Genomic DNA, 15,670 nt, shown 5'->3' on the forward strand with positions numbered 1-15,670 from the left:
GATGAACTCACTCTCCCGGCGGGGCCTTAAGCGGTCCGGAGCCGGTGGTATACTCGACTTTCGCGCCTCAAGCGCCTGCAGGTCTTGCGAACATGACGCAAATTTCTGAACGCCTTCTGGTTCAAGCCCACCTCGACGCCAAGCAGCCCAAACCCTTGAGCGCTGCGCAAGAGGCCCATCTGCGTGCCGCCATCGCTGCCGAGCTCAAGGCTCAGGATGCGGTGCTGGTTGCACACTTCTACTGTGATCCGGTGATTCAGGCCCTGGCCGAAGAAACCGGTGGCTGCGTGTCCGACTCCCTGGAAATGGCCCGCTTCGGCAATGCCCATCCGGCCAAGACCGTGCTGGTTGCCGGGGTCCGCTTCATGGGTGAGACGGCGAAGATTCTCAACCCTGAAAAACGGGTGTTGATGCCGACCCTGGAAGCCACCTGCTCCCTTGACCTTGGCTGCCCGGTGGAGGAGTTCTCGGCCTTCTGCGACCAGCATCCCGAGCGCACCGTGGTGGTTTATGCCAACACGTCGGCGGCGGTCAAAGCCCGTGCCGACTGGGTGGTGACGTCCAGCTGCGCCCTGGAAATCGTCGAAAGCCTGATGGATAACGGCGAGAAGATCATCTGGGGCCCCGACAAGCACCTGGGCACCTACATCCAGCGCCAGACCGGTGCCGACATGCTGCTCTGGGACGGTGCCTGCATCGTTCACGAGGAGTTCAAGTCCAAGCAGCTGGAAGACATGAAGGCGCTGTATCCGGATGCGGCCATTCTGGTGCACCCGGAGTCCCCCAGCTCGGTGATCGAACTGGCCGATGCGGTGGGCTCCACCAGTCAGCTGATTGCTGCCGCGCAGCGCCTGCCGAACAAGACCTTCATCGTCGCCACCGACCGCGGCATCTTCTACAAGATGCAGCAGCTGTGCCCGGACAAGGTGTTCATCGAGGCGCCGACGGCCGGCAATGGTGCGGCGTGCCGCAGTTGTGCCCATTGCCCGTGGATGGCCATGAATACCCTGGAGCGTACCCTGCAGTGCCTGAAGGATGGCAGCAACGAGATCAGCGTCGACCCGGCGCTGATCCCCAATGCGCTCCGCCCTCTGAAGCGCATGCTGGATTTCACCCAGGCCGCGCGGATGAAACTGGCGGGCAACGCCTGATCGGTTCTTCTGCTCGCTTAAAAAAACGCCCCGATCTGTCGGGGCGTTTTTGTTGGCGGCGGGCTTATTTCTTCTGCTTGGGAATGCGCACCAGCTGGCTGTTGGAGTAGATGTCGTGCCAACTGCGTTTCTGCTTGTCCACCAGCACCCAGAAGAAGCCCAGGCCGGCACACAGCCAGGACGCGATCGACACCATGAAGCGCAACAGCGCCTGCCACAGGCTGATACGGCTGCCGTCGGCGTTCTGCACCCGGATACCCCAGACCTGCATGCCCAGGGTCTGGCCGGAGTGGGTCCAGAACTTGGCGAAGAAACCGAACAGTACGAACAGCAGCACCGTGGAATACAACGGGTCACCGTCCAGGGCGCCGGATTCGGTCAGGGTACGCATCCGCGCCTCGCCGATGATCTGCATCTGGATCAGCTTGTAGACGCCGCCCGTGACAATCAGCAGGGCAACGCACAGCAGGAAATCATAGAACATCGCTGCCAGGCGACGACCCAGGCCGGCGGCGGGGAACTCGCCTTGGGGGCTTAGCAGATGTTTCGACATGACAGGCTCTCGACTGAAAAAAGAAGCCATTTTACGGAATTGCGCGCACAAAAAAGCCCCTGATGTCAGCATCAGGGGCTTTTTCGTTACAGACGATTAAGCTTCTGCTTGTACTTCGTCAGCCTGCATGCCTTTCTGGCCTTGCACAGCGATGAAGGTCACTTTTTGGCCTTCTTTCAGGCTCTTGAAGCCGTTGCCCTGAATGGCGCGGAAGTGTACGAACAGATCCGGACCGCTTTCTGGAGTGATAAAACCAAAACCTTTCTCGTCGTTAAACCACTTGACGGTACCGCTCTGACGTTGGGACATTTCTTATTTCCTTTGACGCTAAAAAATTAATGACAGTCTCTTTCTCATGAAAGAGTACTGGGCTGGGTTGCAGGAAAGTAAGAGACGTCGAACGGGTTGTAGCAAACTTGTTAGCTACTGCCCAGGTCACGATTCCAAGCGACCCATGCAAACACAGTGGGGAAACTCTACGCCAACTATGGGAGAAAAAACAAGCCCCGCGAAGCCCCGGTTTTACTCAGCTTGCCGAGGTTTGGCGGAACTAGCGTACGGGGCTTATTCGATAGAGTTGTTCAATTGTTTTCGGGCGTTATAAGTGAAGTTCAGTATCGAAAATATGCACTGTTTTATGGCGGTTGCGTTACAGATTAGTGCACTTTTAACGCAACCGCGTTACTTATAGAAACAGTCCCTCAGCCGCGGTAGTAGCGTTGTGGCACGAATGGCATTTTGCTTACAAGCATTGGCACCTTTTTCCCACGAACTATTGCTGCAACTGGCGTATCGAGTGCGCAGTGCTCTATGTCGAGGTAGCCCATGGCCAAGGGGCCGCCCAGGGTCGGGCCAAAACCGCCGCTGCACACGCTGCCGATAACCTTGCCTTCGGCGTCGACGATCTCTGCACCTTCACGTACCGGTGTGCGTTCCTGGGGCAGCAGGCCGACGCGTTTGCGGCTGACACCGCCTTGCTGTTGGGCAAAGATCACCTCGGCACCGGGGAAGCCGCCGGCGCGGGCGCCATCGGCACGACGTGCCTTGGAGATGGCCCACAGCAGGCTGGCCTGGATCGGCGTGGTGTCGCTGTTCATGTCATGGCCATAGAGGCACAGGCCGGCTTCCAGGCGCAGGGAGTCGCGGGCGCCGAGGCCGATGGCCGCTACTTCCGGCTCGGCCAGCAGGGCACGGGCGAGTTTTTCCGCCTGGGCCGCCGGCACCGAGATTTCGAAACCGTCTTCGCCGGTGTAGCCCGAACGGCTGACAAAGCAGTCTACGCCCAGCAGGGGCACCGGCTTGAACTGCATGAAGGTCATCTGCGCCACCTCCGGCGCCAGGCGCGCCAGCACCGTGACCGCAGCCGGGCCTTGCAGGGCCAGCAGGGCCCGTTCCTCGAACAGCGGTTGAATGTCGCATTGCTCGCCCAGGTGGCGGCGCAGGTGGGCCAGGTCCTGGTCCTTGCAGGCGGCGTTGACTACCAGGAACAGCTGTTCGTCCCCCAGGTTGGCCACCATCAGGTCATCGAGGATGCCGCCCTGTTCGTTGGTGAACATGGCGTAGCGCTGCATGCCCACCGGCAAGTCGATGATATCCACCGGCACCAGGGTCTCCAGGGCCTGGGCGGCATTGGCGCCGCGCAGCAGGATCTGCCCCATGTGGGACACATCGAACAGCCCGGCCTGTTCACGGGTGTGCTGGTGCTCCTTCATCACTCCCAGCGGGTACTGCACCGGCATGTCGTAGCCGGCGAACGGCACCATGCGGGCGCCGAGTTCCAGGTGCAGGCTGTGCAGCGGGGTTTTCAACAGTGTTTCGGTGGACATGGGCAACTCCTGAAAAAAACGTGCGGATACAGGTTGCGTATCAGCACTCGATAATGTTCACGGCCAGACCGCCACGGGCGGTTTCCTTGTATTTGCTTTTCATGTCGGCGCCGGTCTGGCGCATGGTGCGGATGACCTTGTCGAGGGAGACGAAGTGCTGCCCGTCGCCACGCAGGGCCATGCGCACCGCATTGATGGCCTTGACCGAGCCCATGGCGTTGCGCTCGATGCAGGGCACCTGCACCAACCCGCCAATGGGGTCACAGGTCAGCCCGAGGTTGTGTTCCATGCCGATTTCCGCGGCGTTCTCCACTTGCTGCACGCTGCCGCCGAGGACCTCGCACAAGGCCCCGGCCGCCATCGAGCAGGCCACGCCCACTTCACCCTGGCAGCCGACTTCGGCGCCGGAGATCGAGGCGTTTTCCTTGTAGAGGATGCCGATGGCTGCGGCGGTGAGGAGAAAACGCACCACCCCGTCTTCGTTGGCCCCGGGAATGAAGCGCATGTAGTAGTGCAGCACCGCCGGAATGATTCCGGCCGCGCCATTGGTGGGGGCGGTGACCACCCGTCCGCCGTTGGCGTTTTCTTCATTCACCGCCAGGGCATAGAGGTTGACCCAGTCCAGCACCGACAGGGCATCGCGCAGCGCCGCTTCCGGGTGCTTGCACAACTGGCGGTGCAGGGCCGCGGCACGGCGCTTGACCTTGAGCCCGCCGGGCAGGATGCCTTCGTTGCGGCAGCCGGCATCCACGCAGTCCTGCATCACCTGCCAGATCTTCAGCAGGCCGGCGCGGGTTTCAGCTTCCGGGCGCCAGGCACTTTCATTGGTCAGCATCACCTGGCTGATGGACAGGCCATAGGTAGCGCAATGTTGCAGCAGTTCCTTGGCATTGCGGAAAGGGAAGGTCAGGCGGGTGGTGTCTTCAACGATGCGATCGGCTCCGGCGGCATCTTCATCCACGACGAAACCACCGCCAACGGAGTAGTACTCGCGGCTGCGGATCTGCAAACCGGCGCTGTCGAAGGCACGAAAGATCATGCCATTGGGGTGATAGGCCAGGGGCTTGCGGATCATGGCCAGGTGTTCTTTCTCGTTGAACGCAATGCTGTGTTCGCCGAGCAGGTTGAGGCGCGCGCTGCTGCGTATTTCCTGCAGGCGCGCGGCGATGTTTTCGGTATTCACGGTGTCCGGGTGCTCGCCTTCCAGGCCTAGTAGCACCGCCTTGTCGCTGCCGTGGCCTTTGCCGGTGGCGCCCAGCGAGCCGTACAGCTCGACCTTGACGCAGGTGGTGCTGGCCAGCAGTTGATCGCGACGCAGGCCTTCGACAAAACGCGCGGCGGCGCGCATCGGGCCGACGGTATGGGAGCTGGAGGGGCCGATGCCAATCTTGAACAGGTCGAACACGCTCAGGGACATGTTGGTTCTCCGGTTTCTTATTGTATTGATCGGCAAGCAAGCACTTGCAGGAGCTAGCTTGCCCGCGATACAGGCAGCCGCTGCTCTACCCGATTGATGCGTTATCGCTCATCGCCGGCGAGCCGGCTCCTACAGGTATACGCGGTATCTGCAGGGGCACGGCTCTCCAGTGATGGACGGCTTACGCGTCCTGGTAGCTCTCGATCGAAGGGCAGGCGCACACCAGATTGCGGTCGCCGAACACGTTGTCGACCCGGCCAACCGGCGGCCAGTACTTGCCTTCCACCAGGGATGCCACTGGGTACACCGCCTGTTCACGGCTGTATGGATGGGACCACTCGCCCACCAGTTCGGCCGCGGTGTGCGGAGCGTTCTTCAGCGGGTTGTCGTCCTTGTCCAGGGCGCCGTTTTCCACTGCGCGGATTTCTTCGCGGATGCGGATCATGGCATCGCAGAAGCGGTCCAGTTCTTCCTTGGATTCGCTTTCGGTGGGCTCGATCATCAGGGTGCCGGCCACCGGGAAGGACATGGTCGGCGCGTGGAAGCCAAAATCGATCAGGCGCTTGGCCACGTCATCGACGCTGATGCCGCTGCTGTCTTTCAGCGGACGCAGGTCGAGGATGCATTCGTGGGCCACCAGGCCGTTGCTGCCGGTGTAGAGCACCGGGTAGTGCTCTTCCAGGCGGCGCGAGATGTAGTTGGCATTGAGGATCGCCAACTGCGAGGCGCGCTTGAGGCCGGCGCCGCCCATCATGCTGATGTACATCCAGGTGATCGGCAGGATGCTGGCGCTGCCGAACGGAGCGGCACAGACCGCGCCTTTCTTGTTTTCCAGCGCGGCATGGCCGGGCAGGAAGGGCGCCAGGTGCGACTTGACGCCGATCGGGCCGACGCCCGGGCCGCCACCGCCGTGGGGAATGCAGAAGGTCTTGTGCAGGTTCAGGTGGGACACGTCGCCACCGAACTTGCCCGGGGCGCAGAGGCCGACCATGGCGTTCATGTTGGCGCCGTCGATGTACACCTGGCCGCCGTTGTCGTGAATGATGCCGCAGATTTCGCGGATGCCTTCTTCGAACACGCCGTGGGTCGACGGGTAGGTGATCATCAGCGCGGCGAGGTGCTCGCGGTGCTCGATGGCCTTGGCCCGCAGGTCCTCGATGTCGACGTTGCCGCGGGCGTCGCAGGCGGTGACCACCACGCGCATGCCGGCCATGTTGGCGGTGGCCGGGTTGGTGCCGTGGGCCGAGGAGGGAATCAGGCAGATATCGCGGCGCTCGTCGCCACGGCTCTGGTGATAGGCACGAATGGCCAGCAGGCCGGCGTACTCGCCCTGGGAGCCGGCGTTGGGCTGCAGCGACACCGCGTCGTAGCCGGTGGCAGCGCAGAGCATCGCTTCAAGTTCGGTGGTCAGTTGCTGGTAGCCGGCGCTTTGCTCGGCGGGAGCGAAGGGGTGCAGTGCGCCGAACTCGGCCCAGGTGATGGGGATCATCTCGCTGGCGGCGTTGAGCTTCATGGTGCAGGAGCCCAGCGGGATCATGGTGCGATCCAGGGCCAGGTCCTTGTCCGCCAGCTTGCGCAGGTAGCGCATCAGCTCGGTTTCCGAGTGATAGCGGTTGAACACCGGGTGGCTGAGGATCGCCGACTGGCGTGCCAGGGCCGCGGGGATGGCGCTGGTGACCGCCGCCGCGAGTGCCGCGAAGTCCGGCGCGGGCTTGCCGTCGGCCAGCAGGCTCCACAGGGTTTCAACGTCGGCTTGAGTGGTGGTTTCATCCAGGGACAGGCCCAGGCGCTCGGCGTCTATCACCCGCAGGTTGATGCCCTGGGCGCGTGCCTTGTCGTGCAGCGCGGCGGTGTCGGCACCAGTGCGCAGGCTCAGGGTGTCGAAGAAGCTTTCCTGCTCCACGGTCAAGCCCAGCTGGACCAGGCCCTTGGCCAGGATCGCGGTCAGCTGGTGGATGCGCTGGGCGATCTGGGTCAGGCCCTTGGGGCCGTGGTACACGGCATACATGCTGGCGATGTTGGCCAACAGGACCTGGGCGGTGCAGATGTTGCTGGTGGCCTTCTCGCGGCGGATATGCTGCTCGCGGGTCTGCATGGCCAGGCGCAGGGCCGGCTTGCCGAAACGGTCCACCGAGACGCCCACCAGGCGGCCGGGCATGTCGCGCTTGAAGGCATCGCGGGTGGCGAAGTAGGCCGCATGCGGGCCACCAAAGCCCAGGGGCACGCCGAAGCGCTGGGCACTGCCGATGGCCACGTCGGCGCCGAATTCCCCGGGCGGGGTCAGCAGGGTCAGGGCCAGCAGGTCGGCGGCCACGGCTACCAGGGCGTTGGCAGCGTGGAAACGCTCGGTCAGCTCGCGGTAGTCGAACAGGTCACCGTTGCTTGCCGGGTATTGCAGCAGGGCGCCGAAGAACGGGCTGACGTCGGTCAGCTTGCGCTCATCGCCCACCACCACGTTGATCCCCAGGGGCTCGGCACGGGTGCGCAGTACATCGAGGGTCTGTGGGTGGCAATGCTGCGAGGCGAAGAAGGCGTGGCTGCCCTTGTTCTTGCTCAGGCGCTTGCAGAAGGTCATGGCTTCGGCGGCGGCGGTGCCTTCGTCCAGCAGCGAGGCGTTGGCGATCGGCAGGCCGCTCAGGTCGCTGATCAGGGTCTGGAAATTCAACAGGGCTTCCAGGCGACCCTGGGAGATTTCCGGCTGGTACGGGGTGTAGGCGGTGTACCAGGCGGGGTTTTCCAGGAGGTTGCGCAGGATCGGCGACGGCGTATGGCAGTTGTAGTAGCCCTGGCCGATATAGGTCTTGAACAGCTGGTTCCTGGCGGCGATGGCCTTGATCGAGGCCAGGGCCTGGGCTTCGCTCAGGCCCTGGCCCAGCTCCAGCACGCTGGTGCCCTTGATGCTCTCGGGAATCACGCTGGCGCTCAGGGCTTCCAGGGAGTCGAAGCCGAGGCTATTGAGCATGGCTTGCTCATCGCCCTGGCGCGGGCCGATGTGGCGCGCGATGAATTCGTTGGCGGTGCTCAGGTTGACGGTCATGGCGGCTCCTCAGGCTTCGGCGCTGGCTTTGATCAGGCGGTCGTAGGCGTCCTGGTCCAGCAATTGGCCAACGGCAGCGGCATCGGCAGGGATGAAGCGGAAGAACCAGCCTTCGCCCAGCGGGTCTTCGTTGACCAGTTCCGGGCTGTCTTCCAGGGCCGGGTTGGTGGCGACCACTTCACCGTCCAGGGGCATGTACACGCCGCTGGCGGCTTTCACCGATTCCACGGTGGCGGCTTCGGCGCCCTTGTCGTAGCCCTGCAGCTCCGGCAGTTGCACAAACACCACATCACCCAGGGCGTTCTGGGCGAAAGCCGTAATGCCGACGGTGACACTGCCATCCGCTTCGGTACGCAGCCATTCGTGATCTTCAGTAAAACGCAACTCGCTCATGGAAACTCCTCAGGGGCCAGACTCGTCTGGTGGACGCGATTGAATGCTCGGACAGCGCCGAGCCGAATGGCAATGTCCATAGCAAGAACACGGCCAATATTTATTTGGCCTTTGTAAATCAAGGGGTTGAGTGTTTTTTGTAGAGAATGGAATTTCACGGCCGTAGCGAAAACGCTACAGCACGGGGTGCGGAAAAAAGGCTTTGAGGATCAAAGCCTTGCACGGCTGCGATTGCAAGGCTTTGTAGCGAAATCGTTCCACTGTAGCGCTTTCAGTACAGATGGAGGTCGCTTTCAGAGCGGCAGGCGCAAGCTCAGGCCTTGCTGGGAATGCCGTATTTGCGCAGGCGGTGGGCAATCGCGGTATGGGAGGTCTGCAAGCGGTTGGCCAGTTGCCGGGTCGAGGGGTAACTGACGTAGAGGTTTTCCAGCAACTCCTTCTCGAAGGCTTCCACGGCCTGTTCCAGGCTGGCCACTTCGGCATCGTTCTGGCGGGCTACCGAGGTGCCGGCAATGTCCAGGTCACCGATGTCCACCAGGTTGCTCTCGCAGATCGCCGCCGCACGGAAGATCACGTTCTGCAATTGCCGCACGTTGCCCGGCCAGCGGTTGCCCAGCAGCGCCGGGTAGGTCCCCGGTGTCAGCCGGCACACCGGCCGCTGGATCTGCGCGCAGGCCTGCTGCATGAAGTAGCGGGCCAGCAGCAGGATGTCCTGGCCGCGTTCGCGCAGCGGTGGCACTTCCACGTTCAGCACGTTGAGGCGATAGAACAGGTCTTCGCGGAAGGTGCCTTCGTTGACCATTTTTTCCAGGTCACGATGGGTGGCGCTGAGGATGCGCACGTTGACCTTGATCTCGCGATCGCCACCGACCCGGCGAAAGCTGCCGTCATTGAGAAAGCGCAGGAGCTTGGCCTGCAGGTAGGGCGACATCTCGCCGATTTCATCGAGGAACACCGTGCCCTGGTTGGCCAGCTCCATCAGCCCCGGCTTGCCGCCGCGCTGGGCGCCGGTAAAGGCGCCGGGGGCATAGCCGAACAGCTCGCTCTCGGCCAGGTTTTCCGGCAGTGCCGCGCAGTTCAGGGCCAGGAACGGCGCGCCGTGGCGGGCGCTGATGGCGTGGCAGGCGCGGGCCACCAGTTCCTTGCCGGTGCCGGTTTCACCCTGGATCAATAGTGGTGCGTCCAGCGCTGCAACCCGCTGCGCCCGGGCCTTGAGGGTGCGGATCGCCGGTGATTCGCCGAGCAGGGCATCGAAGCCTTCGGCGTGGTCGTGATGCAGGGCCGAGAGCCGTTCACCGATGCGGTTGGGCGGGTACAGGGTCAGCAGGGCACCGGCGTCGGTAATGGGAGTGGCGTCCAGCAGCAGGGTCTGGCCATTGACGGTGATTTCCCGCAGCGGCAGGCGAAAGCCGTTTTCCAGCAGGGCCTCCAGCAGTGCGGGGTCGGCAAACAGCTCGGCGACGCTTTCCCCGGCCGGTTCGCGACCATACAGGGCGATCAGCGCCGGGTTGGCCAGCAGCACTTTGCCGGCACTGTCCAGGGCCAGCACCGGATCGGTCATGGCCGCCAACAGGGCGTCCAGTTGCAGGTGCCGGCGTTGCCCGGGAAGGATGTCCACCACCGTTACCGCCTGCACGCCACGTACGTTGAACAGCGCATCGCGCAGTTCTTCCAGCACCTGGGGGCTCAAGGTCGGGGCATCGATATAGACGTTGGGCGGCACCATTTCCACCGCATCCAGGTTGAGGTTGCGCCCGCCCAACAGGGCCAGGACTTCCTGGGTGATGCCGACGCGGTCGATGAAGCTGACGTGGATACGCATGGGGTGACTGACGGTTCTGCAAAGCGGAGGGTGGCCAGTATGCCTTGGGGCAGGGGCTTAGTCGAAATCGTCACGCATGCCGCAAGAGCCGGCTAGCCGGCGAAGGCGGGCCGGGCAGCGATGCAGGGCCGTGGTCAGTTCGCCGGCACGTCGGCCCCAGCAGGGGATCGGGGGTTATGCAAGGTGCTCGGGTTTCACCGGGTCGCCGGGCTTGACGTCCAGTTGCTTGCGTACGTCCTCGAACATTTCGTCGTAGTACTTGTGCATCGAGGCAATGCTGGCGCTCTTGGGCAGGCCGTGCTGCTGGGCGAGGCGGGTGGCGTGGCGGGCGAAGTCGAAAGCCAGGTCCTTGGCCAGGAAGAACTGCTCCTTCAGGGACTTGTCTTCGATGGTGCCATGCAGGGTGAACAGCATGCCCTTGCCCTCCTTGGGGTCGTGGGCCACTTCGTAGTCAATGCACAGGTTGTAGCTGAAGTCGTCCTTGTTCAGCGCATGGCGCTCGATATGCAGGTGACCGGGCTCAAACATGGCCATAGGCTTCTCTCCTCCAGGGCTTTGAAATGAGGGCAGGCGCCGGGCCTGCCCCGAGTTTTCACTGCAAGCGTCTTACAGGTAACTGATGCCAGGTTGCGCGGTGCTGATGCGGGTGCCGGCCTTGCCCTGGACGATCGCTTCGATGTCCGAGAGTGAACCGATCACTGCGGTTTTGCCAGTGTGCCGGGCAAATTCGCAGGCGGCCTGGACCTTCGGCCCCATGGAGCCGGCGGCAAAGCCCAGCTTCTCGATTTCGTCCGGGTGGGCCTGGCCGATGGCCTTCTGGGTCGGTTTGCCGAAGTCGATGAACGCCGCGTTGACGTCGGTGGCGATCACCAGCAGGTCGGCTTCCAGTTGCTCGGCCAGCAGCGCCGAGCACAGGTCCTTGTCGATCACGGCCTCGATGCCCTTGAGCTTGCCGTCCTCGCCGTACATGGTGGGGATGCCGCCACCGCCGGCGCAGATCACGATGCTGCTTTTTTCCAGCAGCCACTTGATCGGACGGATCTCGAAGATGCGCTTGGGTTTCGGGCTGGCCACTACCCGGCGGTACTTGTCGCCATCCGGGGCGATGGCCCAGCCTTTTTCCTTGGCCAGCTTCTCGGCTTCTTCCTTGCTGTAGACCGGGCCGATGGGCTTGGTCGGGTTCTTGAATGCCGGGTCCTTGGCGTCCACTTCCACCTGGGTCAGCAAGGTGGCGAACGGCACCTCGAAGTCCAGCAGGTTGCCCAGTTCCTGTTCGATGATGTAGCCGATCATGCCTTCGGTCTCGGCGCCTAGCACGTCCAGCGGGTAGGGCGAAACCTGGGTATAGGCCGCCGCTTGCAACGACAGCAGGCCGACCTGCGGGCCATTGCCGTGGGCAATCACCAGTTGGTTGCCGGGGTGGATCTTGGCGATCTGTTCGGTGGCGATGCGGATGTTGGCGCGTTGGTTGTCCGCGGTCATGGGTTCACCACGGCGGAGCAGGGCGTTACCGCCCAGTGCAACGACGATACGCATAATGCAGTCCTTCTAGAGTCCGGTGCCGGCGCCGCCTGGGCGGCCCCGGTGCTGGAGGGGGATTACAGGTCGGCCAGGGTCGAAACCAGGATCGCCTTGATGGTGTGCATGCGGTTTTCCGCTTGCTCGAAGGCGATGCAGGCGGGCGACTCGAACACGTCGTCGGTCACTTCAATGCCGTTGGCCAGGTGCGGATACTGCTCGGCGATCTGCTTGCCGACCTTGGTATCGCTGTTGTGGAAAGCCGGCAGGCAGTGCATGAACTTGGTCCGTGGGTTGCCGGTGGCTTTCATCAACTGGGCGTTGACCTGGTAGGGCAGCAGTTGCTCGATACGCTCGGCCCAGGCTTCCACCGGTTCGCCCATGGAGACCCAGACGTCGGTGTGAATGAAGTCCACGCCCTTGACCGCGGCTTTCGGATCCTCGGTGAGGGTGATGCGGGCACCGCTTTCCTCTGCGTATTTCTTGCAGCGCTGCACCAGGTCGTCATGGGGCCACAGGGCCTTGGGCGCGCAGATGCGCACGTCCATGCCGAGCTTGGCGCCCACCAGCAGCAGAGAGTTGCCCATGTTGTTGCGCGCATCGCCCAGGTAGGCGTAGCTGATCTCGTGGATCGGCTTGTCGGCGTGCTCACGCATGGTCAGCACGTCGGCGATCATCTGGGTCGGGTGGTATTCATCGGTCAGGCCGTTGAACACCGGAACCCCGGCGAATTTCGCCAGTTCTTCGACGATTTCCTGCTTGAAGCCGCGGTACTCGATGGCGTCGTACATGCGCCCCAGCACTCGGGCGGTGTCCTTCATGCTTTCCTTGTGGCCGATCTGCGAGGAGTTGGGGTCGATGTAGGTGACGTTGGCGCCCTGGTCATAGGCCGCCACTTCGAAGGCGCAACGGGTACGGGTCGAGGTCTTTTCGAAGATCAGGGCGATGTTGTTGCCCTTGAGGTGCTGCTGCTCGGTGCCGGTGTACTTGGCGCGCTTGAGGTCGCGGGACAGGTCCAGCAGGTAGCGCAGCTCACGTGGGGTGTGGTGTTCCAGGCTCAGCAGGTTACGGTTGTGGATGTTGAAAGCCATGATGGATCTCCTTTGATTTCGGTCGTCCACTTGCCGAGGCCCTTTGTAGGGGCAACGGCAAGCTGCTATGTCGGATAGGGCGCTTAGTAGTCGATCGGGTCGCGGATGATCGGGCAGGTCATGCAGTGGCCGCCGCCACGGCCCCGGCCCAGTTCGCCGGCGCTGATGGTGATGACCTCGACCCCGGCCTTGCGCAGCAGGGTGTTGGTGTAGGTGTTGCGGTCGTAGCCGATGACCACGCCGGGCTCCACGGCCACCACGTTGTTGCCGTCGTCCCATTGCTCGCGCTCGGCGGCGAAGGCGTTGCCACCGGTTTCCACCACGCGCAGGGCCTTGAGGTTGAGGGCCTTGGCCACGGTGTCGAGGAAGCTGGTCTCTTCGCGGCGCACATCGATGCCGCCGGGCTTGCTTTCGTCAGGGCGCAGGCTGAAGGCGACGATCTGGCTCACCACTTCCGGGAAGACCGTGACCAGGTCGCGGTCGCAGAAGCTGAACACGGTGTCCAGGTGCATCGCCGCGCGGGATTTCGGCAGGCCGGCGACGATCACGCGCTCCACGGCCTTGTGCTTGAACAGGTTCAGCGCCAGTTGGCCGATGGCCTGACGCGAGGAGCGCTCGCCCATGCCGATCAGGACCACGCCGTTGCCGATCGGCATCACGTCGCCGCCTTCCAGGGTGGCGTTGCCGTGTTCCTGGTCCGGGTCGCCGTACCAGATCTGGAAGTCGGCGTTGGTGAACTCGGGGTGGAACTTGTAGATGGCGGTGGTCAGCAGGGTTTCCTGACGTCGCGCCGGCCAGTACATCGGGTTCAGGGTCACGCCGCCGTAGATCCAGCAGGTGGTGTCGCGGGTGAACTGGGTGTTGGGCAGCGGCGGCAGGATGAAGCTGGAGTGGCCGAGGAAGTCGCGGAACATCTCGATGGTCTTGCCACCGAAGCTGGTGGGCAGGTCATCGGCCGATACACCGCCGATCAGGTACTCGGCGACCTTGCGCGGCTCCAGGCTGCGCAGCCACGAACCGACTTCGTTGACCAGGCCCAGGCCGACCTGGTTGGCGGTGATCTTGCGTTCCAGAATCCAGTCCAGGGCTTCGGGCATGGCGACAATGTCGGTCAGCAGGTTGTGCATTTCCAGTACATCGATATCCCGCTCACGCATCTTGGTGACGAAGTCGAAGTGGTCGCGTTTGGCCTGGGCCACCCACAGCACATCATCGAACAGCAGTTCATCGCAGTTGTTCGGGGTCAGCCGCTGATGGGCCAGGCCTGGGGAACAAACCATGACTTTGCGCAGTTTGCCGGCTTCGGAATGTACGCCGTACTTAACTTTTTCCGTGGTCATTACTGTGATCCTCCAGAGACAAAACAATCGGGGGTGTTGCTAGAGCTATAGGGTCAGGAAGCCGTCGTAGAGTCCGTAGGCCGCCACCAGGGCGCCTATGACCACTGCGGCAAAAATCAGCTTCTCGACGTTGGTGAAAATCGGTTTGTGCAGTTCCATCTTGGCCTTGGCGAACAGCACCACGCCGGGGGCGTAGAGCAGGGCCGAGAGCAGCAGGTACTTGACCCCGCCGGCATACAGCAGCCAGATCGCGTAGAGCAGGGCGATGCTGCCGATGATCAGGTCCTTCTTGCGTTCGGCCAGGGCCTGTTCATAGCTTTCGCCGCGCACCGCCAGCAGTACTGCGTAGGCCGCCGACCACAGGTAGGGCACCAGGATCATCGAGGTGGCGAGGTAGATCAGCGACAGGTAGGTGCTGGCCGAGAACAGGGTGATGACCAGGAAGATCTGCACCATGGCATTGGTCAGCCACAGGGCGTTGGCCGGTACGTGGTTGGCGTTCTCGCGGCGCAGGAACTCCGGCATGGTGTGGTCCTTGGCGGCGGCGAACATGATTTCCGCGCACAGCAGCACCCAGGACAGCAGCGCCCCCAGCAGCGAGATGATCAGGCCGACGCTGATCAGTACCGCGCCCCAGTGGCCCACCACATGCTCCAGCACTGCCGCCATGGACGGGTTCTGCAGCTTGGCCAGTTCCGGCTGGGTCATGATCCCCAGGGACAGCACGTTCACCAGCACCAGGAACAGCAGCACGGTGATGAAGCCGATGACGGTGGCCTTGCCCACATCCGAGCGTTTCTCCGCCCGGGACGAGAAGATGCTCGCGCCCTCGATGCCGATGAACACCCACACGGTGACCAGCATCATGTTGCGCACCTGGTTCATCACGCTGCCCAGGTCCGGATTCTTCACGCCCCAGATGTCGGCGGTGAAGATATCCAGCTTGAAGGCGAACAGGGCGATCAGCACGAACAGCAGCAGCGGCACCACCTTGGCAACCGTGGTCACCAGGTTGATGAAGGCCGCTTCCTTGATGCCGCGCAGCACCAGGAAGTGCACGGCCCAGAGCAAAACAGAGGCGCCGATCACGGCCGCGGGGGTGTTGCCCTCGCCGAAGATCGGGAAGAAATAGCCCAGGGTGCTGAACAGCAGGACGAAGTAGCCGACGTTGCCCAGCCAGGCGCTGATCCAGTAACCCCAGGCCGATGAAAAGCCCATGTAGTCACCGAACCCGGCCTTGGCGTAGGCGTAGACGCCGCCATCCAGGTCAGGTTTGCGATTGGCTAGAGTTTGGAAGACGAAGGCCAGGGTCAACATGCCGACAGCGGTAATTGCCCAACCAATAAGAACAGCACCAACATCGGCGCTGGCGGCCATGTTTTGCGGTAAGGAGAAGATCCCGCCGCCAATCATGGAACCCACTACCAGGGCGACTAAGGCGCCCAGTCTTAGTTTACCGGGGGATTCAGACATTGCATGACTCCAATGCAGGAGAAGAGAGACGTCAGAGTAAATCTGCTTG

13 protein-coding genes are annotated in these 15,670 nt (G+C 62.8%); 1 reads left to right on the plus strand and 12 read right to left on the minus strand.

The features are described from left to right. Positions 1-92: 92 nt before the first annotated feature. Positions 93-1,151: a quinolinate synthase NadA gene (nadA, locus tag AC07R1_RS20680; protein ID WP_015636755.1), complete on the plus strand. Its 1,059-nt coding sequence runs from the start codon at positions 93-95 to the stop codon at positions 1,149-1,151. Positions 1,152-1,215: 64 nt separating this feature from the next. On the opposite strand, the gene AC07R1_RS20685 is transcribed toward nadA, so the two are convergent. The 12 genes from AC07R1_RS20685 to arcD all read right to left on the minus strand — a co-directional run bounded on the left by AC07R1_RS20685 (position 1,216) and on the right by arcD (position 15,621). Then, positions 1,216-1,704 carry an RDD family protein gene (locus AC07R1_RS20685; RefSeq protein ID WP_011062898.1) on the minus strand — a complete coding sequence of 163 codons (489 nt, stop codon included), beginning with the start codon at positions 1,702-1,704 and terminating at the stop codon, positions 1,216-1,218. A 96-nt stretch (positions 1,705-1,800) separates the two neighbouring features. Beyond that, the gene (locus AC07R1_RS20690; RefSeq protein ID WP_007977299.1) at positions 1,801-2,013 is read right to left on the minus strand and encodes a cold-shock protein; all 213 of its coding nucleotides are present in this window, start codon (positions 2,011-2,013) and stop codon (positions 1,801-1,803) included. A gap of 392 nt (positions 2,014-2,405) precedes the next feature. After that, positions 2,406-3,530, minus strand: a complete 1,125-nt coding sequence (gcvT, locus tag AC07R1_RS20695; RefSeq protein ID WP_495110897.1) for a glycine cleavage system aminomethyltransferase GcvT — start codon at positions 3,528-3,530, stop codon at positions 2,406-2,408. A 40-nt stretch (positions 3,531-3,570) separates the two neighbouring features. Then, positions 3,571-4,947 carry an L-serine ammonia-lyase gene (locus tag AC07R1_RS20700; RefSeq protein WP_011062896.1) on the minus strand — a complete coding sequence of 459 codons (1,377 nt, stop codon included), beginning with the start codon at positions 4,945-4,947 and terminating at the stop codon, positions 3,571-3,573. 181 nt (positions 4,948-5,128) lie between these two features. Beyond that, positions 5,129-7,984 carry an aminomethyl-transferring glycine dehydrogenase gene (gene gcvP / locus AC07R1_RS20705; RefSeq protein ID WP_492617913.1) on the minus strand — a complete coding sequence of 952 codons (2,856 nt, stop codon included), beginning with the start codon at positions 7,982-7,984 and terminating at the stop codon, positions 5,129-5,131. A 9-nt stretch (positions 7,985-7,993) separates the two neighbouring features. Continuing rightward, complete coding sequence (gene gcvH / locus AC07R1_RS20710; RefSeq protein ID WP_011062894.1) at positions 7,994-8,377, minus strand: glycine cleavage system protein GcvH; 384 nt, start codon at positions 8,375-8,377, stop codon at positions 7,994-7,996. A 313-nt stretch (positions 8,378-8,690) separates the two neighbouring features. Further along, positions 8,691-10,199, minus strand: a complete 1,509-nt coding sequence (gene gcsR / locus AC07R1_RS20715; protein ID WP_011062893.1) for a transcriptional regulator GcsR — start codon at positions 10,197-10,199, stop codon at positions 8,691-8,693. A gap of 174 nt (positions 10,200-10,373) precedes the next feature. Beyond that, on the minus strand, positions 10,374-10,733 hold the full coding sequence (locus AC07R1_RS20720) for a DUF5064 family protein (protein WP_011062892.1): 360 nt from the start codon (positions 10,731-10,733) through the stop codon (positions 10,374-10,376). A gap of 72 nt (positions 10,734-10,805) precedes the next feature. After that, on the minus strand, positions 10,806-11,735 hold the full coding sequence (gene arcC, locus AC07R1_RS20725) for a carbamate kinase (RefSeq protein WP_011062891.1): 930 nt from the start codon (positions 11,733-11,735) through the stop codon (positions 10,806-10,808). A 62-nt stretch (positions 11,736-11,797) separates the two neighbouring features. After that, a complete protein-coding gene (locus AC07R1_RS20730) occupies positions 11,798-12,808 on the minus strand; it encodes an ornithine carbamoyltransferase (protein ID WP_025126828.1) in 1,011 nt (336 codons plus the stop codon). A gap of 83 nt (positions 12,809-12,891) precedes the next feature. After that, positions 12,892-14,148: an arginine deiminase gene (arcA, locus tag AC07R1_RS20735; protein ID WP_011062889.1), complete on the minus strand. Its 1,257-nt coding sequence runs from the start codon at positions 14,146-14,148 to the stop codon at positions 12,892-12,894. Between the two features lie 45 nt (positions 14,149-14,193). Then, a complete protein-coding gene (arcD, locus tag AC07R1_RS20740) occupies positions 14,194-15,621 on the minus strand; it encodes an arginine-ornithine antiporter (RefSeq protein ID WP_011062888.1) in 1,428 nt (475 codons plus the stop codon). Between the last annotated feature and the right edge of the window lie 49 nt (positions 15,622-15,670).

The organism is Pseudomonas sp. GW821-FHT07F01, assembly GCF_059418825.1.